This is a genomic window from Pseudomonas fluorescens, assembly GCF_000730425.1.
Taxonomy (GTDB): Bacteria; Pseudomonadota; Gammaproteobacteria; order Pseudomonadales; family Pseudomonadaceae; genus Aquipseudomonas; species Aquipseudomonas fluorescens_X.
In genome coordinates, this window is sequence record NZ_CP008896.1 from 5,639,876 (window position 1) to 5,661,513 (window position 21,638).

General features: G+C 61.4%; 24 protein-coding genes. All 24 read left to right on the plus strand.

What is annotated here, in order from left to right:
- Nucleotides 1–66 precede the first annotated feature (66 nt).
- The 24 genes from fliE to fliA all read left to right on the plus strand — a co-directional run bounded on the left by fliE (nucleotide 67) and on the right by fliA (nucleotide 21,591).
- On the plus strand, nucleotides 67–396 hold the full coding sequence (fliE, locus tag HZ99_RS25305) for a flagellar hook-basal body complex protein FliE (RefSeq protein WP_038446966.1): 330 nt from the start codon (nucleotides 67–69) through the stop codon (nucleotides 394–396).
- A 16-nt stretch (nucleotides 397–412) separates the two neighbouring features.
- On the plus strand, nucleotides 413–2,185 hold the full coding sequence (fliF, locus tag HZ99_RS25310; protein ID WP_038446968.1) for a flagellar basal-body MS-ring/collar protein FliF: 1,773 nt from the start codon (nucleotides 413–415) through the stop codon (nucleotides 2,183–2,185).
- On the plus strand, nucleotides 2,178–3,197 hold the full coding sequence (gene fliG / locus HZ99_RS25315; protein WP_029292514.1) for a flagellar motor switch protein FliG: 1,020 nt from the start codon (nucleotides 2,178–2,180) through the stop codon (nucleotides 3,195–3,197). The genes fliF and fliG overlap by 8 nt, the downstream gene beginning before the upstream one ends.
- Nucleotides 3,198–3,207: 10 nt before the next feature.
- Nucleotides 3,208–3,972 (plus strand): flagellar assembly protein FliH, encoded by a 765-nt coding sequence (fliH, locus tag HZ99_RS25320; RefSeq protein ID WP_038446970.1) that lies wholly within the window; start codon nucleotides 3,208–3,210, stop codon nucleotides 3,970–3,972.
- Nucleotides 3,962–5,320 carry a flagellar protein export ATPase FliI gene (gene fliI / locus HZ99_RS25325; RefSeq protein ID WP_038446972.1) on the plus strand — a complete coding sequence of 453 codons (1,359 nt, stop codon included), beginning with the start codon at nucleotides 3,962–3,964 and terminating at the stop codon, nucleotides 5,318–5,320. Before fliH ends, fliI begins: the two co-directional genes overlap by 11 nt.
- Nucleotides 5,321–5,326: 6 nt before the next feature.
- Nucleotides 5,327–5,776 (plus strand): flagellar export protein FliJ, encoded by a 450-nt coding sequence (gene fliJ / locus HZ99_RS25330; RefSeq protein WP_038446974.1) that lies wholly within the window; start codon nucleotides 5,327–5,329, stop codon nucleotides 5,774–5,776.
- A 100-nt stretch (nucleotides 5,777–5,876) separates the two neighbouring features.
- A complete protein-coding gene (locus HZ99_RS25335; protein ID WP_038446976.1) occupies nucleotides 5,877–6,182 on the plus strand; it encodes an STAS domain-containing protein in 306 nt (101 codons plus the stop codon).
- Nucleotides 6,179–7,891 carry an ATP-binding SpoIIE family protein phosphatase gene (locus HZ99_RS25340; protein ID WP_038446978.1) on the plus strand — a complete coding sequence of 571 codons (1,713 nt, stop codon included), beginning with the start codon at nucleotides 6,179–6,181 and terminating at the stop codon, nucleotides 7,889–7,891. Before HZ99_RS25335 ends, HZ99_RS25340 begins: the two co-directional genes overlap by 4 nt.
- 30 nt (nucleotides 7,892–7,921) lie before the next feature.
- On the plus strand, nucleotides 7,922–8,263 hold the full coding sequence (locus tag HZ99_RS25345; RefSeq protein WP_038446980.1) for an Hpt domain-containing protein: 342 nt from the start codon (nucleotides 7,922–7,924) through the stop codon (nucleotides 8,261–8,263).
- Nucleotides 8,264–8,353: 90 nt separating this feature from the next.
- On the plus strand, nucleotides 8,354–9,673 hold the full coding sequence (locus HZ99_RS25350; protein WP_038446982.1) for a flagellar hook-length control protein FliK: 1,320 nt from the start codon (nucleotides 8,354–8,356) through the stop codon (nucleotides 9,671–9,673).
- A gap of 143 nt (nucleotides 9,674–9,816) precedes the next feature.
- Nucleotides 9,817–10,320: a flagellar basal body-associated protein FliL gene (gene fliL / locus HZ99_RS25355; protein ID WP_038446984.1), complete on the plus strand. Its 504-nt coding sequence runs from the start codon at nucleotides 9,817–9,819 to the stop codon at nucleotides 10,318–10,320.
- Nucleotides 10,321–10,329: 9 nt separating this feature from the next.
- Nucleotides 10,330–11,298: a flagellar motor switch protein FliM gene (fliM, locus tag HZ99_RS25360; protein WP_029292532.1), complete on the plus strand. Its 969-nt coding sequence runs from the start codon at nucleotides 10,330–10,332 to the stop codon at nucleotides 11,296–11,298.
- Nucleotides 11,299–11,353: 55 nt separating this feature from the next.
- The gene (fliN, locus tag HZ99_RS25365; protein WP_029292534.1) at nucleotides 11,354–11,821 is read left to right on the plus strand and encodes a flagellar motor switch protein FliN; all 468 of its coding nucleotides are present in this window, start codon (nucleotides 11,354–11,356) and stop codon (nucleotides 11,819–11,821) included.
- Nucleotide 11,822: 1 nt separating this feature from the next.
- Nucleotides 11,823–12,257, plus strand: coding sequence for a flagellar biosynthetic protein FliO (fliO, locus tag HZ99_RS25370; protein WP_038446986.1), 435 nt, complete (start codon nucleotides 11,823–11,825; stop codon nucleotides 12,255–12,257).
- Nucleotides 12,257–13,000, plus strand: a complete 744-nt coding sequence (fliP, locus tag HZ99_RS25375) for a flagellar type III secretion system pore protein FliP (RefSeq protein ID WP_038446988.1) — start codon at nucleotides 12,257–12,259, stop codon at nucleotides 12,998–13,000. The genes fliO and fliP overlap by 1 nt, the downstream gene beginning before the upstream one ends.
- Nucleotides 13,001–13,004: 4 nt before the next feature.
- Nucleotides 13,005–13,274 (plus strand): flagellar biosynthesis protein FliQ, encoded by a 270-nt coding sequence (gene fliQ, locus HZ99_RS25380; protein WP_038446989.1) that lies wholly within the window; start codon nucleotides 13,005–13,007, stop codon nucleotides 13,272–13,274.
- Nucleotides 13,275–13,278: 4 nt separating this feature from the next.
- The gene (gene fliR / locus HZ99_RS25385; protein ID WP_038446990.1) at nucleotides 13,279–14,064 is read left to right on the plus strand and encodes a flagellar biosynthetic protein FliR; all 786 of its coding nucleotides are present in this window, start codon (nucleotides 13,279–13,281) and stop codon (nucleotides 14,062–14,064) included.
- Between the two features lie 3 nt (nucleotides 14,065–14,067).
- Complete coding sequence (flhB, locus tag HZ99_RS25390; RefSeq protein WP_038446992.1) at nucleotides 14,068–15,204, plus strand: flagellar biosynthesis protein FlhB; 1,137 nt, start codon at nucleotides 14,068–14,070, stop codon at nucleotides 15,202–15,204.
- A 344-nt stretch (nucleotides 15,205–15,548) separates the two neighbouring features.
- Nucleotides 15,549–15,770 carry a hypothetical protein gene (locus tag HZ99_RS28830; protein WP_130898221.1) on the plus strand — a complete coding sequence of 74 codons (222 nt, stop codon included), beginning with the start codon at nucleotides 15,549–15,551 and terminating at the stop codon, nucleotides 15,768–15,770.
- On the plus strand, nucleotides 15,771–16,232 hold the full coding sequence (locus HZ99_RS25400; RefSeq protein ID WP_038446996.1) for a DUF6392 family protein: 462 nt from the start codon (nucleotides 15,771–15,773) through the stop codon (nucleotides 16,230–16,232).
- A 245-nt stretch (nucleotides 16,233–16,477) separates the two neighbouring features.
- The gene (flhA, locus tag HZ99_RS25405) at nucleotides 16,478–18,592 is read left to right on the plus strand and encodes a flagellar biosynthesis protein FlhA (protein ID WP_154220587.1); all 2,115 of its coding nucleotides are present in this window, start codon (nucleotides 16,478–16,480) and stop codon (nucleotides 18,590–18,592) included.
- Between the two features lie 11 nt (nucleotides 18,593–18,603).
- Nucleotides 18,604–19,920 carry a flagellar biosynthesis protein FlhF gene (gene flhF, locus HZ99_RS25410; RefSeq protein ID WP_038446998.1) on the plus strand — a complete coding sequence of 439 codons (1,317 nt, stop codon included), beginning with the start codon at nucleotides 18,604–18,606 and terminating at the stop codon, nucleotides 19,918–19,920.
- A 100-nt stretch (nucleotides 19,921–20,020) separates the two neighbouring features.
- On the plus strand, nucleotides 20,021–20,854 hold the full coding sequence (gene fleN / locus HZ99_RS25415; protein ID WP_003192912.1) for a flagellar synthesis regulator FleN: 834 nt from the start codon (nucleotides 20,021–20,023) through the stop codon (nucleotides 20,852–20,854).
- On the plus strand, nucleotides 20,851–21,591 hold the full coding sequence (gene fliA, locus HZ99_RS25420) for an RNA polymerase sigma factor FliA (RefSeq protein ID WP_038447000.1): 741 nt from the start codon (nucleotides 20,851–20,853) through the stop codon (nucleotides 21,589–21,591). The genes fleN and fliA overlap by 4 nt, the downstream gene beginning before the upstream one ends.
- Nucleotides 21,592–21,638: the final 47 nt, after the last annotated feature.

A 21,638-nucleotide genomic window follows, 5' to 3' on the forward strand; every position in this document is an offset into this window, starting at 1 on the left:
TTGCTACCACCCGTACTAACCGCTGCGTAGTGTCAAAAAATTGCGGGTCGTCGGAGAGAGAAGTTCATGAGCCAAGGTGTTGAGTTCAATCGGTTGATGTTGGATATGCGTTCCATGCAAATGGACGCCATGTCCCAGCCGAAATCCGTCGCGCACGTGCCGGAATTGGGCCAAAGCAGCTTTGCCGACATGCTCGGTCAAGCCATCAACAAAGTCAGCGATACCCAGCAGGCCTCCAGCCAACTGGCGAGCGCCTTTGAAATCGGCAAGAGCGGCGTGGACCTCACCGACGTGATGATCGCTTCGCAGAAAGCCAGCGTTTCCTTCCAGGCCTTGACCCAGGTGCGTAACAAGCTGGTTCAGGCTTATCAAGACATCATGCAGATGCCGGTTTAAGGACGAGATTTAAGTCATGGCAGAAGCAGTCGTGGATAACGCACCCGCCAAGGCAGACGGCAAGCCGCCGCTGTTTGGCCTGTCGTTCCTGGAAAACCTCTCCGAAATGACCATGTTGCGTCAGGTGGGCCTGATGGTCGGCCTGGCTGCCAGCGTGGCGATTGGTTTTGCCGTGGTGTTGTGGTCCCAGCAGCCCGATTACCGGCCACTCTATGGCAGCCTGGCGGGGATGGACGCCAAGCAGGTCATGGAAACCCTGGCCGCCGCCGATATCGCCTACACCGTCGAGCCCAACTCCGGCGCCTTGCTGGTCAAGGCTGACGATGTCGCCCGTGCGCGCTTGAAGCTGGCCGGCGCCGGCGTGGCGCCTACCGACGGCAACATTGGTTTTGAGATCCTCGATAAAGACCAGGGCCTGGGCACCAGCCAGTTCATGGAAGCCACCCGCTACCGTCGCGGCCTGGAAGGCGAGCTGGCGCGCACCATCGCCAGCTTGAACAACGTCAAGGGTGCCCGTGTGCACCTGGCCATCCCGAAAAGCTCGGTATTTGTGCGCGACGAGCGCAAGCCCAGCGCTTCGGTATTGGTCGAGTTGTTTGCCGGGCGTTCCCTGGAGCCGGGTCAGGTCCTGGCCATCGTCAATCTGGTGGCGACCAGCGTTCCTGAGTTGAGCAAGTCGCAAATTACCGTGGTCGACCAGAAGGGCAACCTGCTCTCCGACCAGGCGGAAAACTCCGCACTGACCATGGCCGGCAAGCAGTTCGACTACAGCCGCCGCATGGAAAGCATGCTGACCCAGCGCGTACACAACATCCTGCAACCGGTACTGGGCAACGACCGCTACAAGGCTGAAGTGTCTGCCGACGTGGACTTCAGCGCCGTCGAGTCGACGTCCGAACAGTTCAACCCCGACCAGCCGGCCCTGCGCAGCGAGCAATCGACCAGCGAACAACGCACCGCCGCCAATGGCCCGCAAGGGGTGCCTGGCGCCCTGAGCAACCAGCCGCCAGCGCCGGCCAGCGCCCCGCAAACCACCGGTGGCGCCGCCGCGACCGCCGGCGCCGTGCAACCAGGTCAGCCGCTGCTGGATGCCAACGGCCAGCAGATCATGGACCCGGCCACCGGCCAGCCGATGCTTGCGCCGTACCCGGCCGACAAGCGCCAGCAGTCCACGAAGAACTTCGAGCTGGACCGCTCCATCAGCCACACCAAGCAACAGCAAGGGCGCTTGAACCGCCTGTCGGTGTCGGTGGTGGTGGACGACCAGGTCAAGATCAACGCCGCCAACGGTGAAACCACCCGGGCCCCGTGGAGTGCCGATGAATTGGCACGTTTCACCCGCCTGGTGCAGGACGCCGTAGGCTTCGATGCCAGCCGTGGCGACAGCGTCAGCGTGATCAACATGCCGTTCTCCCTGGAGCGCGGTGAGGTGATTGCCGATATTCCGTTCTACTCTCAACCCTGGTTCTGGGACATCGTCAAGCAAGTGCTGGGGGTGTTGTTCATCCTGGTGCTGGTGTTTGGCGTGCTGCGCCCTGTGCTCAACAACATTACCGGCCACGGCAAGAAGCAACTGGCGCCGTTCGGTGATGTGGAGTTGGGTGGCATGGGCGGCCTGGATGGCGAACTGGCCAACGACCGCGTCAGCCTCGGCGGGCCGCAGAGCATTCTGCTGCCAAGCCCGAGCGAAGGGTATGACGCGCAGTTGAATGCAATCAAAAGTCTGGTGGCAGAAGACCCGGGCCGTGTGGCCCAGGTCGTGAAAGAGTGGATCAACGCAGATGAGTGATAATCGAGCCTCTGTTGCCAAGCTGACCCGGGTCGACAAAGCCGCCGTGCTGTTGCTGTCCCTGGGTGAGACCGACGCGGCCCAAGTGCTGCGCCATATGGGCCCCAAGGAAGTGCAACGGGTCGGCGTGGCCATGGCGCAGATGCGCAATGTGCACCGCGAGCAAGTCGAGCAGGTGATGAGCGAGTTCGTCGAGATCGTCGGCGACCAGACCAGCCTGGGCGTCGGCTCCGACAGCTACATCCGCAAGATGCTCACCTCGGCCCTGGGCGAAGACAAAGCCAACGGCTTGATCGACCGTATCCTGCTGGGCGGCAACACCAGCGGCCTGGACAGCCTCAAATGGATGGAGCCGCGGGCGGTGGCGGACGTGATCCGTTACGAGCACCCGCAGATCCAGGCGATTGTCGTGGCCTATCTGGACCCGGACCAGGCCGGCGAAGTGCTTGGCCATTTCGATCATAAAGTGCGCCTGGATATCATCCTGCGTGTCTCGTCGTTGAACACCGTGCAACCGGCGGCCCTGAAAGAGCTGAACACGATCCTGGAGAAGCAGTTCTCCGGCAACTCCAACGCGGCACGCACCACCCTGGGGGGTATCAAGCGCGCGGCCGACATCATGAACTTCCTCGACAGTTCGGTGGAAGGTCAGTTGATGGACTCGATCCGCGAGATCGACGATACCCTGTCGGTACAGATCGAAGACCTGATGTTCGTGTTCAACAACCTCTCCGATGTCGACGACCGTGGCATCCAGGCATTGCTGCGCGAAGTGTCCTCCGATGTGCTGGTGCTGGCCCTCAAGGGGTCGGATGAAGGCGTCAAGGAGAAAATCTTCAAGAACATGTCCAAGCGCGCCTCCGAACTGTTGCGCGACGACCTCGAAGCCAAGGGCCCGGTGCGCGTCAGCGACGTGGAAACTGCACAGAAAGAAATCCTCACCATTGCCCGCCGTATGGCCGAAGCCGGAGAAATCGTCCTCGGCGGGAAGGGCGGCGAAGAAATGATCTAAGGCCCAGCGCATGTCGAACAATGATGAGACGCCCAGCGACCTGATTCGCGCCCGGGACGTCGGCGGGTTCGACGTCTGGTCGCTGCCCAGCTTCGATCCGCACAAGCCCGAACCCGAACCCGAGCCGGTGCAAGAAGTGCCGGTGGAAATGGAAGAAGTGCCGCTGGAAGAAGTCCAGCCACTGACCCTCGAAGAGCTCGAAAGCATCCGCCAGGAGGCATACAACGAAGGCTTTGCCACCGGCGAAAAAGAGGGTTTCCATAGCACCACCCTCAAGGTCCGCCAGGAAGCCGACGCGGCCCTCCAGGTAAAGCTGGCCAGCCTCGAACGCCTGATGGGCAACCTGTTTGCGCCGATTGCCGAGCAGGACTCGCAGTTGGAAAAAGCCATGGTCGGCCTGGTGGAACACATCACTCGCCAGGTTATCCAGCGTGAACTGGTGCTGGACTCCAGCCATATCGAAAGCGTGATGCGCGAAGCCCTCAAGCTGCTGCCCCTGGGCGTGGGCAATGTGCGGCTGTACATCAACCCCCAGGATTTCGAGCAGGTCAAAGCCCTGCGCGAGCGCCATGAGGAAACCTGGCGGATTGTCGAGGATGCCGCATTGCAGCCCGGTGGTTGCCGGGTCGAGACCGAACACAGCCGCATCGATGCCACGGTCGAGACACGTATCGCGCAGATCATGGCCAAGCTGTTCGACCAGTTGCACGAACAGGCCCTGCACCCGGCGGCGCCTGACCTGAACATCGACCTGGACGCGCCTGATGCGCCTTGACCGCACCAGTTTCGCCAAGCGCCTGGGCGGTTATATCGAAGCCACCGAATTGCCCGGCCAGCCCATCCTTGAGGGTCGCCTGCTGCGCATGGTCGGCCTGACCCTTGAAGCCGAAGGCCTGCGCGCCGCCATGGGCAGCCGCTGCCTGGTGATCAACGATGACAGCTACCACCCGGTGCAGGTGGAGGCGGAAGTCATGGGCTTTTCCGGCAGTAAGATCTTCCTGATGCCGGTGGGCAGCCTCGCCGGCATTGCGCCGGGCGCGCGGGTCGTACCGCTGGCCGACACCGGGCGCCTGCCGATGGGCATGAGCATGCTCGGTCGCGTGCTGGACGGCGCCGGTCGTGCGCTGGACGGCAAAGGCGGGATGAAGGCCGAGGACTGGGTACCGATGGACGGCCCGACCATCAACCCGCTCAAGCGCAACCCCATCAGCCAGCCGCTGGACGTGGGCATTCGCTGTATCAACGGATTATTGACGGTCGGCCGCGGCCAGCGCCTGGGCCTGTTTGCCGGTACCGGCGTGGGCAAGAGTGTGCTGCTGGGCATGATGACGCGCTTTACCGAGGCCGACATCATCGTGGTCGGGCTGATCGGTGAGCGGGGCCGTGAGGTGAAGGAGTTCATCGAGCATATCCTTGGTGAAGAAGGCCTCAAACGCTCGGTGGTGGTGGCGTCCCCGGCGGATGATGCGCCGCTGATGCGCCTGCGCGCCGCCATGTACTGCACGCGGATTGCCGAATATTTTCGCGACAAGGGCAAGAACGTCCTGTTGCTGATGGACTCCCTCACGCGTTTCGCCCAGGCCCAGCGGGAAATCGCCCTGGCCATTGGCGAGCCGCCAGCGACCAAGGGCTATCCGCCGTCGGTGTTCGCCAAGCTGCCCAAGCTGGTGGAGCGCGCGGGGAATGCCGAGGCCGGTGGTGGCTCGATCACTGCGTTCTACACCGTGCTGTCCGAAGGCGATGACCAGCAGGACCCGATTGCCGACTCGGCGCGGGGCGTGCTCGATGGGCATATCGTGCTGTCGCGGCGCCTGGCCGAGGAAGGGCACTATCCGGCCATCGATATCGAGGCGTCCATCAGCCGGGTGATGCCGTCGGTGGTCAGCGCCGAGCATATGACTCGCGCCCAGCAGTTCAAGCAGTTGTGGTCGCGCTACCAGCAGAGCCGCGACCTGATCAGCGTCGGCGCCTATGTGGCCGGTGGTGACCGTGAGACCGACCTGGCGATTGCCCTGCAACCGCAACTGGTGAGCTACCTGCGCCAGGGGCTGAACGACAACATCAGCATGGTTGAAAGCGAAGCACACCTGGCGTCGGTGTTTGCGCCTGCGCCTGGCGGTTAAGCGGCCATGGCCAACAGTCGCGCCGCGCGCCTTGCTCCCGTGGTGGAGATGGCCGAAAGTGCCGAGCGCACCGCCGCCCAACGCCTGGGGCATTTCCAGGGCCAGGTGCGCCTGGCCGAGAGCAAGCTGGGCGACCTGGAGCGCTTTCGGGGCGAATACCAGCAACAATGGATCGATCGCGGTAGTCAGGGCGTCTCCGGGCAATGGCTGATGAACTATCAGCACTTTCTCAACCAACTGGAAAGCGCCGTCGGCCAGCAGCGCCAGAGTCTGGTCTGGCACCAGAACAACCTCGACAAGGCCCGCGAAGGCTGGCAACAGGCCTACGCCCGGGTCGAAGGCCTGCGCAAGCTGGTGCAGCGCTACATCGACGAGGCTCGGGCGCTGGAAGACAAGCGCGAGCAAAAGCTGCTCGATGAACTGTCCCAGCGCCTGCCGCGCCAGGATCAATCCTAGCCACACCTCTCATCACGCCCGCAGGAGCCGGGGTGAGTTTGCCTGTGCCCTGATCTGCTGCTAAACCTTGTTGCACATCCCACGACAAGGAAGCAGTCGTATGTCAGTCACCTCAGAAGTGTCCCTGGATGGGAAGCAGTTGACGATTGCCGTCAAAGGCCGGTTCGATTTCGGCAGTCACCAGGCTTTTCGCGATGCCTACGAACGGTTCTACAAGGTCCCCGAGACCTACATCGTGGACCTGAAAGAGGCCACCTACCTCGACAGTTCTGCCCTGGGCATGCTGCTGTTACTGCGTGACCATGCCGGTGGCGAGGGCGGCGATGTGCGTGTGATCAACAGCAGCTCTGACGTGCGCAAGATCCTCGCTATCTCCAACTTCGAAAAGCTGTTCGATATCACTTGAGCGCCCAGGCTCTTGAAACCCTGACTGTGCTGATCGCCGAAGACAGCGCCGCCGATCTGCTGCTGCTATCGAGCATCGTGCGGCGCCAGGGCCATCGGGTGATCACCGCCAGTCACGGCCAGGAAGCGGTGGAGTTGTTCGCCCGCGAGCGCCCGCAGTTGGTCTTGATGGATGCGTTGATGCCTGTGATGGACGGCTTTGAAGCCGCCCGGCAGATCAAGCAACTGGCGGGCGAGGCGTTGGTGCCGATCATCTTTTTGACGTCCCTGAGTGGCAGCCAGGCCCTGGCCCGTTGCCTGGATGCCGGTGGCGATGACTTCCTGGCCAAGCCCTACAACCGGATCATCCTCGCGGCGAAGATCAACGCCATGGACCGTCTGCGCCGGCTGCAGGCCACGGTGCTGCAGCAGCGCGACCTGATTGCCCGGCACCATGACTACCTGCTGCATGAGCAGCGGGTGGCCAAGGCGGTGTTCGATAAGGTTGCCCATTCCGGCTGCCTGAACGCTGCGCGCAACATCCGTTACCTGCAATCGCCCTATGCGCTGTTCAATGGCGACTTGCTGCTGGCGGCCTACACGCCGTCGGGCGATATGCATGTGTTGCTGGGCGATTTCACCGGCCATGGCTTGCCGGCGGCGGTCGGTGCGATGCCCCTGGCTGAGGTGTTCTACGGCATGACCGCCAAGGGCTATGGCCTGGCGCAGACCCTGCGGGAAATGAACGCCAAGCTCAAGCGCATCCTGCCGGTGGATATGTTCTGTTGCGCCACGCTGTTGTGCCTCAGTGTGCAGCGGCGGGTGGTGGAAGTGTGGAACGGCGGGATGCCTGATGGTTATGTGCATGAAGTCGCCACGGGAAGGCGCACGCCGCTGGTGTCGCGGCATTTGCCGTTGGGCGTGCTGGCGCCCGAAGTCTTTGATGATGGTACTGAAGTCTGGCCGATGGCCCTGGGTGACCGGGTGTTCCTGCTGTCCGATGGGGTGATTGATACGGCCGATGCCAACGAACAGTTGTTTGGGGTAGAGCGCTTGCTGCAGGTGTTCGCTGCCAATCGTGAGCCGGGATGCCTGTTTGAGGAAATCGAACAAGCCCTGGCCGGGTTTCGTGGGCAGGTGCGTGATGATGTCAGCCTGGTGGAAATCAGCCTGCTGCCCGAGCAGGCTCTGCATTCCTCGGCCATGCAGTACACCGATAGCGGTCAGTCATGCCCGCTGGACTGGTCGGTGAGCTTCGAGTTTCGGGCCGAGACCCTCAAGCGTTACAACCCGTTACCGTATTTGCTGCAACTGCTCCTGGAGATCCACGGCCTGCGTGACCAGAGCGCAGCGTTGTACAGCGTGATGGCCGAGCTGTATTCCAACGCCCTCGAACATGGCGTACTGGGCCTGGACTCACGGCTCAAGCGCGATGTGCAGGGCTTCACCGACTATTATCGCCAGCGCAATGAACGCCTGGCGCTGTTGAGCAATGGCTACATACGTGTGCATGTGGATGTATTGCCGACGCAGGCGGGTGGCCGCCTGAGCCTGCGTATCGAGGACAGTGGCCCGGGTTTTGATGTGGAAAGCGTCCTGGCGCGGCCACTGGATATCGACCGTCTGTCCGGGCGCGGGCTGAACCTGGTCCGGCAACTGTGCAGCCATGTACGCTGGGCGGATGGCGGGCGCAGTGTGTGCGTGGAGTTTTGCTGGGAGGCTCTGGCATAATCCGCCGATTCTTGATCAAGGAGCGAACAAGTGACGCAGATACATATGGACCCTGAAGTATTGGTAGGTTTGCAGGAAGTGATGGAGGGCGAATACCCCCATTTGCTCGACACGTTCCTCGACGATTCGCAAAAACGCGTCGAAGCGCTGCGCAAGGCGCGCGATGATGCCAAGGCCCTGGGGCGTATCGCCCACAGCTTCAAGGGCAGCAGCGGCAACCTCGGGGCGGTACGCCTGGCGCGGCTGTGCCAGCGCCTGGAAGCCGAATCGGCCAAGGCGCAGGTGGCCGACCTGGGCAAGCTGGTCGACCAGATCGATCACGAGTTTGCCCTGGTCAAGCCGCTGTACGAGTCGGAGCGCCAGCGGTTCTAGGGTTGATCGGTCGGGTCGAAAAAGCTGGCCCGACTTTTGCTCTCTATCTCCTGCCTGCGCCCTCGACCCTGCGCAGCGGAGACCTGACTTATGCCTCTAGCCCCCAACTCGCTCCTGCAGGCCGCCCCTGCGGTCAAGCCTCAGGCTTCCCCCGCCAATGCCCAGGCAACGGCCGCGGATGCGCGGGCCAAAGCGCCAGGCTTTGCGCAGGTGTTCGCCAAGGAGTCCAAGGCGGCACCCACCAAGGCTGTGGAGATGGCGCCCAAGCCGAGCCGCGACAAGCCGGCTGATGCCAGCGTCAAGAAGGATACCGGCAACGACAAGCCTGCCGCTGGTACTCCAGCGGTTGCCGATAGCGGCAAGACTTTGCCTGCCACGCCGCCCTCAAAGGCTGACGCGGCAGCCGGCAGCGATGACGATAAAAGTGCGGACAAGGACCTGGCGCAAGCCCAGCCGCCGGCCGTCGATCCGTTGGCCGATCCGGCCTTGATCGCGGCGGTGACACCCGCGCCCGCGGCGGTCCAGGCTGGCGTGGTGGATGACGCCACCACGCCGCTGTTGGTGACCACGCCGCCGCTCGCTGAAGAAGTGGCGCCAGCCTTCGATCCTGAGGCCGATCCATTGGATGCGTTGCCGGCCGTGCGCCTGGCGATGGAGCAGGGCGGTCATGTGTCTGCCAGCAGCCAGGCGGCGCAAAAGAGCCTGCCGACCCAGGCTGAACCTACCGCCGCGCAGAGCTTCACCAACGGCCTGGCCGCGATGGTCGATCAGCAAGCGGCCAAGGACAGCACTGACCAGGGGGGCGAAAAGGCTTTCAGCGGCCTGATCGAAGAGGGCCTCAAGGATTTGAAGGGCGCGAGCAGCGACACGCGCGTCGATGACTTTGCCAATCGCCTGGCCGCCCTGACCCAGGCGGCCACGCCCAAGACCGCCAACGCTTTGCCACTGAACAACCAGCCACTGGCCATGCACCAGAGCGGCTGGACCGAGGAAGTGGTGAACCGGGTCATGTACCTGTCCAGCGCCAACCTCAAGTCTGCCGATATCCAATTGCAGCCTGCTGAGCTGGGACGCCTGGATATTCGGGTGAGCATGACGGCCGACCAGCAGGCCCAGGTCAACTTCATGAGCGGCCATGCCATCGTGCGCGAGGCGCTGGAAAGTCAGTCCGCACGCCTGCGGGAAATGTTCGCCCAGCAGGGCATGGGCCAGGTCGACGTTAACGTGTCCGACCAGTCCCGTGGCTGGCAGGGTCAGGGCCAGGAGCAGCAGAACCAGGCGCGTGGTGTCAGTGGCACGGGTGGACACAGCGACGGGCATGATGGCGGCATCGCTGGCGACGTGAGCGAAGTGGCCGCTCCGCTCGTGCAATCGGTGATCGGCTCCAGTGCCGTGGACTACTACGCCTGACCCGAAACCGACGCCGCCCATGTAGGAGCCGGCAAGCCGGCTCCTACCGTTGATCTCATCGCCCTTGCCGACAACTCTGGCATAACACTTGCTCTTGCCTTCCCGTGGATCTATGAAACCCCGAATAGTGACGGATTATTGGCATGGCGAAGAGTGACGACGCAGCAACAGTACCTGTAGCAGGCAAAGGCAAGCTCAAGATGATCCTGCTGATTGTCGTGGCCTTGTTATTGGCTATCGGCGTGTCGGTGGGGGCTACCTGGTACTTCATGCACAGTGCCCAGAACAAGCCGGTGCCCGCCAGCGATCCCGTCACCAACGTCAAGCAACCGGCAATCTTCGAGCAGATGCTCCCGGCCTTTGTCGCCAACTACAACCAGAACGGCCGGCAACGCTACCTGCAGGTGAGTATTTCCCTGCTGGCGCGCAACCAGGCGGACCTGGATGCCCTCAAGGTGCATATGCCGGTGATCCGCAACAACCTGGTGATGCTGTTCTCCGGGCAGAGTTTCGACAGCCTGGCCACCCCTGTGGGCCAGGAAATGCTGCGCCAGAAAGTCACTGCCAGCGTGCAGGAAGTGGCCCAGAAAGAACTGGGCAAAGTCGTGGTCGAGCAGGCGCTCTTCACTAATTTCGTATTGCAGTAGGATCACGACATGGCCGTGCAAGACCTGCTGTCCCAGGATGAAATCGATGCCCTGTTGCATGGTGTCGACGATGGTCTGGTACAGACCGAAATGGCTGCCGAGCCCGGCAGCGTCAAAAGTTATGACCTGACCAGCCAGGATCGCATCGTCCGCGGACGCATGCCGACCCTGGAGATGATCAACGAACGGTTTGCCCGCTACACCCGTATCAGCATGTTCAACATGCTGCGCCGCTCGGCGGACGTGGCGGTGGGCGGCGTGCAGGTGATGAAGTTTGGCGAGTACGTGCATTCGCTGTACGTGCCCACCAGCCTCAACCTGGTCAAGATCAAGCCATTGCGCGGCACCGCGCTGTTCATTCTCGATGCCAAGCTGGTGTTCAAGCTGGTGGACAACTTCTTTGGCGGCGACGGCCGGCACGCCAAGATCGAAGGTCGAGAATTCACGCCCACCGAACTGCGTGTGGTGCGCATGGTGCTGGAACAGGCCTTTATCGACTTGAAGGAAGCCTGGCAGGCGATCATGGAAGTCAATTTCGAGTACATCAACTCGGAAGTGAACCCGGCCATGGCCAACATCGTCGGGCCCAGCGAAGCCATTGTGGTCTCCACTTTCCATATCGAACTCGATGGCGGCGGCGGCGACCTGCACGTGACCATGCCGTACTCGATGATCGAGCCGGTGCGCGAGATGCTCGACGCGGGCTTTCAGTCCGACCTCGACGACCAGGACGAGCGCTGGGTCAAGGCCCTGCGCGAAGACCTGCTGGATGTCGATGTGCCGCTGAGTGCCACTGTGGCGCGCCGCCAGTTGCGCCTGCGGGACATTTTGCACATGCAGCCGGGGGATGTGATTCCCGTCGAACTGCCGGACGAATTGATCATGCGCGCCAACGGCGTGCCGTCGTTCAAGGTCAAGCTCGGCTCCCACAAGGGCAACCTGGCGTTGCAGGTGGTCGAGCCGATCAACCGTCGCTGACTCACCCCGATGATGCATTCCTAATTCATGATTTTTGCTGCACCGAGGACATGTAATGGCTACCGAACACGAAAACACTTCCGCCGAAGACCAGGCCCTGGCTGATGAATGGGCGGCTGCCCTGGAAGAAACCGGCGATGCGGGCCAGGACGATATCGACGCCTTGCTGGCCGCCGATGCCGCCACTGCGCCGGTGGGCAACCGCTTGCCCATGGAAGAGTTCGGCAGCGTGCCGAAGAACCATGAGCCGGTCTCGCTCGATGGTCCCAACCTGGACGTGATCCTCGATATCCCAGTATCGATTTCCATGGAAGTGGGCAGCACTGAAATCAATATCCGTAACCTGCTGCAGCTTAACCAGGGGTCGGTGATCGAGCTCGACCGCCTGGCCGGCGAGCCGCTGGATGTGCTGGTCAACGGGACGCTGATCGCCCATGGCGAAGTGGTGGTGGTCAACGAGAAGTTCGGCATCCGCCTGACTGATGTGATCAGCCCTAGCGAACGTATCAAGAAGCTGCGCTGAGATGGGGCGTCGCTGGCTGGGACTCTTGTGGGCGCTGCCGCTGGGCGCATTCGCCGCTGAACCGCTGGCCCAGGCCGCAGCCCCAGCTGCCGGCGGCAACGTGGCCGGGCAACTGACCCAGTTGGTGCTTGGCCTGCTGCTGGTGGTGGGGTTGATCTTTGTCCTCGCCTGGTTATTGCGTCGGGTGCAGCGGATCGGCCCGGGCAATGCCCAGGTCATCGAACTGATCGGTTCGCGAGCCCTTGGGCCGCGTGATCGCCTGGTGCTGGTGCAGGTGGGTGAGGAGCAGATCCTGCTCGGCCTGACCCCAGGCCGGATTACCCCGTTGCACGTGCTCAAGCATCCGGTGAGCGTGGCCCAGACCGAGGCCGCCACGCCGGAATTCGCCCAGCGCCTGCTGGAATTGATGGGCAAGGACCAGAAGGATAAGAAGTAATGCGCGTTCTATTGACGCTCATGCTGTTGCTGGCAGCGCCCCTGGCGTTCGGCGCGGACCCGTTGTCGATCCCGGCGATCACCCTGGGCACCAACGCGGCCGGGGCCCAGGAGTATTCGGTCAGCCTGCAGATCCTGCTGATCATGACTGCGCTGAGTTTTATCCCGGCGTTCGTCATGCTCATGACCAGCTTCACCCGGATCATCATTGTGTTCTCGATCCTGCGCCAGGCCCTGGGCCTGCAGCAGACACCGTCGAACCAGATCCTGACCGGCATGGCGCTGTTTCTGACGCTGTTCATCATGGCGCCGGTGTTCGACAAGGTGAACCAGCAGGCCCTGCAGCCCTACCTGGCAGAGAAAATGACGGCCCAGGACGCGGTGCAAAAGGCCCAGGGCCCGATCAAGGACTTCATGCTGTCGCAGACCCGCTCCAGTGACCTGGAACTGTTTGTGCGCCTGTCCAAGCGTACCGATATCCTCAGCCCGGACCAGGCACCGTTGACGATCCTGGTACCGGCGTTCGTCACCTCGGAGTTGAAGACGGCGTTTCAGATCGGCTTCATGATCTTTATCCCGTTCCTGATCATCGACCTGGTGGTGGCCAGTGTGCTGATGGCCATGGGTATGATGATGCTGTCGCCGCTGATTATCTCGTTGCCCTTCAAGATCATGCTGTTTGTCTTGGTGGATGGTTGGGCGCTGATTATCGGCACCCTGGCCGGCAGCTTCGGAGGGGTATAGCGCCATGACCCCGGAAGTCGCCGTCGACCTGTTTCGTGAAGCACTCTGGCTGACCACCCTGATAGTTGCCGTGCTGGTGGTGCCCAGCCTCCTGGTGGGTTTGCTGGTGGCGATGTTCCAGGCCGCCACGCAGATCAACGAACAGACCTTGAGCTTTCTCCCGCGCTTGCTGGTGATGCTGGTCACGCTGATCGTTGCCGGCCCCTGGCTGGTGCAGACCTTCATGGAATACATCCTGCAGTTGTACGGCAGTATTCCGCAGTTGATCGGCTGACCTGATGCAGTCCTTGCTGGCGTTGACCGACACCCAGATCAGTACCTGGGTGGCCGCGTTCATCCTGCCGCTGTTTCGTGTGGGCGCCTTGCTGATGACCATGCCGGTGATCGGCACGACCCTGGTCCCCAAGCGTGTACGCCTGTTTTTCACGGTAGCGATTACCGTGGTTATCGTGCCCACGTTGCCAGCGATGCCGCCGGTCAACGCCCTGGACCTCAGTGCGCTGCTGTTGATTGCCGAACAGATCCTGATCGGCGCCTTGATGGGCTTCTCCCTGACCTTGTTCTTCCAGGCCTTCGTGATTGCCGGGCAAATCGTCTCGATCCAGATGGGCATGGGCTTCGCCTCCATGGTCGACCCCACCAACGGCGTATCGGTGGCGGTCATCGGGCAGTTCCTGACCATGCTGGTGACCCTGCTGTTCCTGGCCATGAACGGTCACCTGGTGGCCTTTGAAATTCTCACTGAAAGCTTCACCACCTTGCCGGTGGGCGAGGGCCTGATCGTCAATCACTTCTGGGAAGTGGTCGGGCGCCTCAGTTGGGTGCTGGGCGCGGCGTTGCTTCTGGTGTTGCCGGCGATCACAGCATTGCTGGTGGTCAACATTGCCTTTGGCGTGATGACCCGTGCCGCGCCGCAATTGAACATCTTCGCCATTGGTTTCCCACTGACCCTGGTGTTGGGCCTGGGGATTTTCTGGATCGGCCTGGCCGACATTCTCAATCAGTATCAACCGCTGGCCAGTGATGCCTTGCAGTTCTTACGTGATCTGGCACGGGCGCGCTGAGCCATGGCCGAGAGCGAGAGTGGTCAGGACAAAACAGAAGACCCCACGGAGAAACGTAAAAAGGACTCCCGGGAAAAGGGCGAGATTGCCCGTTCCAAAGAGCTCAACACCCTGGCGGTGATGCTCGCCGGTGCCGGCGGCCTGCTGATCTACGGCGGCGGCCTGGCACAGGACCTGATGGAGATCATGAAGCACAGCTTCTCCCTGCCCCGGGACGTGTTGCTGGACCCGCGCGCCATGGGCATCTACCTGCTGCATTCGGGGAAAATCGCGATCCTGGCCTCGCAGCCGGTATTGATCACCTTGCTCCTGGCGGCGATCATCGGCCCGATCTCCCTCGGCGGCTGGCTGTTCGCTGCTGGCAGCATGGCACCCAAATTCAGTCGGATGAACCCCGGCGCCGGGATCAAGCGCATGTTCTCGGCCAAGGCCGTGGTGGAACTGCTCAAGGCCCTGGCGAAGTTCTTCATCATCCTGTTCGTGGCGTTGGTGGTGTTGAAGTCAGACATCGACGACTTGCTGCGCATCGCCCATGAACCGCTGGAACTGGCAATCATCCATAGTGTGCAGTTGGTGGGCTGGAGTGCCTTGTGGATGGCCTGTGGCCTGATCCTGATTGCGGCGGTGGATGCGCCGATCCAGTTGTGGGAAAGCCACAAGAAACTGCTGATGACCAAGCAGGAAGTGCGCGACGAACACAAGGACCAGGAAGGCAAGCCGGAAGTGAAGCAGCGCATTCGCCAGCTGCAACGCGAAATGTCCCAGCGCAAGATGATGGCTTCGGTGCCCGATGCCGATGTGGTCATCACCAACCCGACTCACTACGCCGTGGCCCTCAAGTACGACCCGGAGAAGGGCGGTGCGCCGATGCTGCTGGCCAAGGGCAGTGACTTCACCGCGTTGAAAATCCGTGAAATTGCGGTGGCCAACGACATCCTGCTGCTGGAGTCGCCAGCGCTGGCGCGTTCGATTTTCTACTCCACCGACCTGGACCAGGAAATCCCCGCCGGGTTGTATCTGGCAGTGGCGCAGGTGCTGGCCTATGTCTATCAGATTCGCCAATACCGCGCGGGCAAGGGCAAACGCCCGGATCCGCTCAAGGATTTGCCGATTCCGCCGGATTTGCGCCGCGATTCTTGAGTTTGGTTGTGGCCTGCACCGGCCTCATCGCCGGCAAGCCGGCTCCTACCGTTTGTTGTGGGAGTCGGGCTTGCCCGCGATGGCGTCGGAACTGGCGACCTGATCGCCCAGGTGGCCACATACCGTCCGTCAAAATCCCTTCAAGCCTGTCGACTTTGACGGTATCCAGCTCCCGTGCAGCGCGCTCTGATAGGCCGGAAAATGCACGGTTCGGGAGAGGGGTAATGGCAATTGGCACAGTGAAGTGGTTCAACGACAGGTGGAATATGAGGTTGTCGAGGGCCCAAAAGGCAAACAGGCAGCCAGCGCCAGGCCGCTCTAGGCCCTGGCACAACCGATCACCGGTGATCCTCAAGCAAAAGTTGGAAGGCTTCTACTCTTGCCATGCCAAAGCGCAGGAAGGGTGTGCTGAGTATTGGGTTAAGGTCTTACCGCTACGGGGGGCAGTTAATAGCAATGTCGATTCGATCAAGCGCGGATTGCTGGAGGAAGGCTATTCTGATGCTGAAATTGAGGTGGCCCGAGAGCAGTTACATCAACTGAATCAACAACAAGGGTGGTACTAAATGGACGCCACAACGATTGCGCTGTGGATCAAAAGCTTGGGGCGCCCTTATGAGTCCCTGGTCTCAGAGGGCATCATTCCCAATATGCCTTTGCGAGAGCTTTATAAAGGGAGGAACTGGCTTGATATTGAGCCAGAGGAAGGAATGGAGTTGAGTTTTTCCGCTGAATCCAAGTGTTTGGAAGCGCTATATATCATTCTTGTTCCAGTTGTTGAGGAGCAGGCTGTATATCGCGGCGAACTGCCAACACCGCTGGCTTTGTCGATGAGTCAGGCTGACGTGAAGGACTCCTTCGGCGTTCCTTTAGAGTCTAAAGGCCCGACACAACTTCCACTAAATAGAAAGACAGGGGGGTGGGATGCGTATGAGCTTGAAGCCTCAGCGTACCCGAACGCCAAGTTGATGTTTAAGTATGCGGAGAACCGTCAGGTTAATACATTGGTGTTCACTCTCCGGGTTTAATCTTCTCAAAACAGGCGCGCTGCCGGCCAATTAAGCGGCACGCGTCTGTTAGTGCTTCGGTTTCGGTCAGTTAGCGAAGACGCCCGCTGACCGATTTTACAGCCCACCAGCCTACGAATTCCCCCATTCAGTCGCTCTCAAGCAAAAGTTGGAAGGCTTCTTGCAATGCCGCCTGCAAGACGCCAAACCGCGTCAAAACTTTGCTTCAAAGGACACGAGGAATACCGGTGGTGGATCGCTCTCAAATGCTCGGCACGGCCCGCAGCACCCTGACGGACCTCTCGCGAGGCAATCTGGGTGTGCCGTTGTTGTTGCTGGTGATGCTGGCAATGATGATGTTGCCGATGCCGCCGTTTCTGCTGGACGTGTTCTTTACCTTCAACATTGCCCTGTCCATTGTCGTGCTGCTGGTCTGCGTGTACGCGCTGCGACCTTTGGATTTCGCGGTCTTCCCCACTATTTTGCTGGTTGCCACGCTGCTGCGCCTGGCCCTTAACGTGGCCTCCACGCGGGTGGTGATGCTGCACGGCCAGGACGGTCACGCCGCTGCGGGCAAGGTGATCCAGGCCTTCGGTGAGGTGGTGATCGGCGGTAACTACGTGGTGGGTATCGTGGTGTTCGCGATCCTGATGATCATCAACTTCGTGGTGGTGACCAAGGGCGCCGGGCGGATTTCCGAGGTGAGCGCGCGGTTTACCCTCGACGCCATGCCCGGCAAGCAAATGGCGATCGACGCCGACCTCAATGCTGGCCTGATCGACCAGAACCAGGCCAAGGCCCGCCGTTCCGAAGTGGCCCAGGAAGCCGAGTTCTACGGTTCCATGGACGGTGCCAGCAAATTCGTGCGCGGTGACGCCATCGCCGGTTTGCTGATCCTGTTTATCAACCTGATCGGCGGCATGGCCGTCGGTATTTTCCAGCACGGCATGACCTTTGGCGATGCGGGCAAGGTTTACGCCCTGCTGACCATCGGTGACGGTTTGGTGGCGCAATTGCCATCACTGTTGTTATCGACCGCTGCGGCGATCATGGTGACCCGTGCGTCCGGCTCCGAAGACATGGGCAAGCAGATCAATCGCCAGATGTTCGCCTCGCCCAAGGCCCTGGCCGTGGCGGCCGGCATCATGGCGATCATGGGGATTGTGCCGGGCATGCCGCACTTCTCCTTCCTGACCATGGCCGCCCTGGCGGCGGGAGGGGCGTACCTGTTCTGGAAGAAGCAGAACACCATCAAGGTCCAGGCTTTGAAAGAGGTGGAGCGCCAGCAGGACCTGCTGCCATCGCCGGCCCGCGCCCAGGAAACCAAGGAGTTGGGCTGGGATGACGTGACGCCCATCGACATGATCGGCCTGGAAGTCGGCTACCGCCTGATCCCCCTGGTGGATCGCAACCAGGGCGGCCAGTTACTGGCACGGATCAAGGGTGTACGCAAGAAGTTGTCCCAGGACCTGGGCTTTTTGATGCCCACCGTGCATATCCGCGACAACCTCGACCTGGCCCCCAGTGCCTACCGCCTGACCCTGATGGGCGTGACCCTGGCTGAAGCCGAGATCTACCCCGACCGCGAGTTGGCGATCAACCCGGGCCAGGTGTTCGGTACCCTCAGTGGCATAACCGCCAAAGATCCGGCTTTTGGCCTGGACGCGGTGTGGATCGAAGTCAGCCAGCGTAGCCAGGCGCAGTCCCTGGGTTACACGGTGGTCGACGCGAGCACTGTGGTTGCCACGCACCTCAACCAGATTCTGTACAAGCACTCCCATGAGTTGATTGGCCACGAAGAAGTCCAGCAACTCATGCAATTGCTGGCCAAAGCCTCGCCAAAACTGGCCGAAGAGTTGGTGCCCGGGGTGTTGTCGCTGTCGCAACTGCTCAAGGTGCTGCAGGCACTGCTGGCCGAACAGGTGCCGGTACGGGACATTCGCAGCATTGCCGAGGCTATCGCCAACAATGCCGCCAAGAGTCAAGATACTGCCGCTCTGGTGGCAGCGGTGCGCGTCGGTTTGTCCCGTGCCATCGTCCAAAGCATTGTAGGGCTTGACTCCGAGCTGCCTGTCATCACCTTGGAGCCAAGGTTGGAACAAATATTGCTCAATAGTATCCAGAAGGCAGGGCAGGGCCAGGAAGAGGGTGTCCTGCTGGAGCCAAGCATGGCTGAAAAGCTGCAGCGTTCGTTGATCGACGCCGCACAGCGCCAGGAAATGCAGGGCCAACCGGTGATTCTGCTGGTGGCAGGCCCCGTCCGGGCGATGTTGTCGCGGTTCGGACGCCTGGCAGTACCGAATTTGCACGTATTGGCTTATCAGGAAATCCCTGACAACAAGCAAGTGACTATCGTCGCGACAGTAGGGCCCAACGGCTGAGGTAGTGGGTTATGCAAGTAAAGCGTTTTTTCGCCGCCGATATGCGTCAGGCCATGAAGCTGGTTCGTGATGAATTGGGCGCCGACGCAGCCATTATCGGTAACCGTCGCATTGCCGGCGGTGTCGAGCTGACGGCTGCCCTGGATTACAAACCCCAGGCGTTGGCGCCGCGCGTGCCGAACATGGAACTCGAGGACGAGTTGCGCAAGACCGCCTCGCGCATTGTCTCGGCCCAGGCCGAACTGAGCATGCGCGGCGACAGCGATGCGACCACCAATCGCCAATTGTTTGCCGGCCTGCCGCTGACTGCGGCCGAGCCACTGGTAGAGCCGACCTTCGTCGAGCCGCCACGTCCCGCCGCGCCGGCACCGGCTGCTGCGGTCGACCAGCGCGTGTTCGACTCGATGCGTTTTGAACTCAATGGCCTGCGTGAACTGCTGGAAGTACAGCTGGGCTCGCTGGCCTGGAACCAGTTGCAAGGTAGCAAGCCGCAACAGGCCAACCTCTGGCGCCGGCTGCAACGCATCGGCCTGTCCGGCCCGTTGTCGCGCGATCTGCTGGAACTGACCACCGGTATCGAAGAGCCCCGCCAGGCCTGGCGCATGCTGCTGGCGCACCTGGCGCGGATGATCCAGACCCCGGAACTCGAACCCCTTGAAGAAGGTGGCGTGATTGCCATGGTCGGCCCTGCCGGCATGGGCAAGACCACCACCCTGGCCAAGCTGGCTGCCCGTTATGTGCTCAAGTACGGCGCCCATAACATTGCGCTGGTGAGCATGGACAGCTACCGCATCGGGGCCCAGGAACAGCTCAAGACCTTGGGGCGCATCCTCAATGTGCCGGTGACCCACGTCGACCCGGGCCAGTCCCTGGCCAACGCCCTCGACCCGCTGCTGCGCAAGCGCGTGGTACTGATCGATACCGCCGGCCTGCAAGCCAGCGACCCGGCATTGCGCCTGCAACTGGAAAGCCTGGCCGGGCGCGGGATCAAGTCGAAAAACTATCTGGTACTTGCAACAACCAGCCAGAAACAGGTTCTGACTGCTGCGTACCACAGCTACAAACGTTGCGGGCTGGCCGGTTGCATCCTGACTAAGCTGGATGAAACGGCAAGCCTGGGCGAAGTGTTGAGCCTTGCCATCAGCCATGAATTACCGGTCGCCTACCTGACCGATGGGCCGCGGATCCCGGATGACTTGCATCTGCCGCGCCGTCATCAGTTGGTCAGCCGTGCGGTCAGTGTGCAAATGCAGGATGAACCCAGTGAAGAGGCGATGGCGGATATGTTCGCCGACCTCTATCACAACCCAGCCAAGCGGGTCGGCTGAAGGCAACACGAAATACAGTGCAATGTACCTACATCGATGGTCTGCAACCGCGGCCACCCTATGTAGCCTGCGGCTAAGCAAGACAAGGTAAAGAAAGAACATGGGCAGCATGCATCCCGTACAGGTGATCGCGGTGACCGGCGGCAAAGGTGGCGTCGGGAAAACTAACGTGTCAGTGAATTTGTCCCTGGCCCTGGCAGAGCTTGGCCGCCGCGTCATGCTGCTGGATGCCGACCTGGGCCTGGCGAACGTTGACGTTCTGCTGGGACTGACGCCCAAACACACCCTGGCCGATGTCATTGAGGGCCGCTGTGAGCTGCGCGATGTGCTGTTGCAGGGGCCGGGGGGGATTCGCATCGTCCCGGCCGCCTCCGGCACCCAGAGCATGGTGCATCTGAGCCCGGCGCAGCACGCCGGCCTGATCCAGGCCTTCAGTGATATCGGCGACAACCTCGACGTGCTGGTGATCGACACCGCCGCCGGGATCGGCGAGTCCGTGGTCAGCTTCGTGCGCGCCGCGCAAGAAGTGTTGCTGGTGGTCTGCGATGAACCCACCTCGATCACCGACGCCTACGCCCTGATCAAGCTGCTCAACCGCGACTACGGCATGAACCGCTTCCGCGTGCTGGCCAACATGGCCCAGAGCCCGCAAGAGGGGCGCAACCTGTTCGCCAAGTTGACCAAGGTCACGGATCGTTTCCTCGATGTCGCCTTACAATACGTCGGCGCAGTTCCCTATGACGAGTGTGTGCGCAAGGCTGTGCAAAAGCAGCGTGCAGTCTATGAAGCGTTCCCTCGTTCGAAATGCGCGTTGGCGTTCAAGGCAATTGCTCAGAAGGTCGATACCTGGCCACTGCCCGCCAATCCCCGGGGGCATCTGGAGTTTTTCGTCGAGCGATTGGTGCATCAGACGAGTGCAGGACCGGTGCTATGACAGCCAGCGGCTACAACCTTTACAAAAAATCAGCGCGTGACAGCCAGGGCGAATTGATTGAGCGCTATGCGCCTCTGGTCAAGCGCATTGCCTACCACCTGCTGGCACGCCTGCCCGCCAGTGTCCAGGTCGAAGACCTGATCCAGGCGGGGATGATCGGCCTGCTCGAAGTGTCGACCAAGTACGACGCGAGCAAGGGTGCGAGTTTCGAGACGTATGCGGGTATCCGCATCCGTGGCGCAATGCTCGATGAAGTGCGTAAAGGTGATTGGGCGCCGCGTTCGGTCCACCGCAATACCCGGATGGTGAGTGACGCAATTCGCTCAATTGAAGCAAAAACCGGTCGCGACGCTAAAGATCATGAAGTTGCTGCCGAACTCCAATTGAGTCTCGACGATTACTACGGGATTTTGAACGATACCTTGGGCAGCCGCCTGTTCAGTTTCGACGACCTGCTACAGGACGGCGAACATGAAGGGTTGCACGAGGACGGCGCGAGCGCTCACCAGGAGCCTTCACGCGACCTGGAAGATGAACGCTTCCAGGGCGCCCTGGCGGACGCGATTGCCAATCTGCCGGAGCGTGAGCGGCTGGTGCTGGCGCTGTACTACGACGAAGAGCTGAACCTCAAGGAAATCGGTGAGGTCCTGGGCGTCAGCGAATCGCGGGTCAGCCAGCTACATAGCCAATGCGCGGCCCGCTTGCGGGGGCGTTTGGGAGAGTGGCGAGCGCGCTGACAGGCAGTGTGGGGACAGTGCGAACGATAACCGCCAGGGCGCAGGCC

What these genes read in the sequence shown, in the direction of transcription:
- fliE (WP_038446966.1), top strand. Translation starts at nt 67, where the DNA reads ATGAGCCAAGGTGTTGAGTTCAATCGGTTGATGTTGGATATGCGTTCC.
- fliF (WP_038446968.1), top strand. Translation starts at nt 413, where the DNA reads ATGGCAGAAGCAGTCGTGGATAACGCACCCGCCAAGGCAGACGGCAAG.
- fliG (WP_029292514.1), top strand. Translation starts at nt 2,178, where the DNA reads ATGAGTGATAATCGAGCCTCTGTTGCCAAGCTGACCCGGGTCGACAAA.
- fliH (WP_038446970.1), top strand. Translation starts at nt 3,208, where the DNA reads ATGTCGAACAATGATGAGACGCCCAGCGACCTGATTCGCGCCCGGGAC.
- fliI (WP_038446972.1), top strand. Translation starts at nt 3,962, where the DNA reads ATGCGCCTTGACCGCACCAGTTTCGCCAAGCGCCTGGGCGGTTATATC.
- fliJ (WP_038446974.1), top strand. Translation starts at nt 5,327, where the DNA reads ATGGCCAACAGTCGCGCCGCGCGCCTTGCTCCCGTGGTGGAGATGGCC.
- HZ99_RS25335 (WP_038446976.1), top strand. Translation starts at nt 5,877, where the DNA reads ATGTCAGTCACCTCAGAAGTGTCCCTGGATGGGAAGCAGTTGACGATT.
- HZ99_RS25350 (WP_038446982.1), top strand. Translation starts at nt 8,354, where the DNA reads ATGCCTCTAGCCCCCAACTCGCTCCTGCAGGCCGCCCCTGCGGTCAAG.
- fliL (WP_038446984.1), top strand. Translation starts at nt 9,817, where the DNA reads ATGGCGAAGAGTGACGACGCAGCAACAGTACCTGTAGCAGGCAAAGGC.
- fliM (WP_029292532.1), top strand. Translation starts at nt 10,330, where the DNA reads ATGGCCGTGCAAGACCTGCTGTCCCAGGATGAAATCGATGCCCTGTTG.
- fliN (WP_029292534.1), top strand. Translation starts at nt 11,354, where the DNA reads ATGGCTACCGAACACGAAAACACTTCCGCCGAAGACCAGGCCCTGGCT.
- fliO (WP_038446986.1), top strand. Translation starts at nt 11,823, where the DNA reads ATGGGGCGTCGCTGGCTGGGACTCTTGTGGGCGCTGCCGCTGGGCGCA.
- fliP (WP_038446988.1), top strand. Translation starts at nt 12,257, where the DNA reads ATGCGCGTTCTATTGACGCTCATGCTGTTGCTGGCAGCGCCCCTGGCG.
- fliQ (WP_038446989.1), top strand. Translation starts at nt 13,005, where the DNA reads ATGACCCCGGAAGTCGCCGTCGACCTGTTTCGTGAAGCACTCTGGCTG.
- fliR (WP_038446990.1), top strand. Translation starts at nt 13,279, where the DNA reads ATGCAGTCCTTGCTGGCGTTGACCGACACCCAGATCAGTACCTGGGTG.
- flhB (WP_038446992.1), top strand. Translation starts at nt 14,068, where the DNA reads ATGGCCGAGAGCGAGAGTGGTCAGGACAAAACAGAAGACCCCACGGAG.
- HZ99_RS25400 (WP_038446996.1), top strand. Translation starts at nt 15,771, where the DNA reads ATGGACGCCACAACGATTGCGCTGTGGATCAAAAGCTTGGGGCGCCCT.
- flhA (WP_154220587.1), top strand. Translation starts at nt 16,478, where the DNA reads ATGCTCGGCACGGCCCGCAGCACCCTGACGGACCTCTCGCGAGGCAAT.
- flhF (WP_038446998.1), top strand. Translation starts at nt 18,604, where the DNA reads ATGCAAGTAAAGCGTTTTTTCGCCGCCGATATGCGTCAGGCCATGAAG.
- fleN (WP_003192912.1), top strand. Translation starts at nt 20,021, where the DNA reads ATGGGCAGCATGCATCCCGTACAGGTGATCGCGGTGACCGGCGGCAAA.
- fliA (WP_038447000.1), top strand. Translation starts at nt 20,851, where the DNA reads ATGACAGCCAGCGGCTACAACCTTTACAAAAAATCAGCGCGTGACAGC.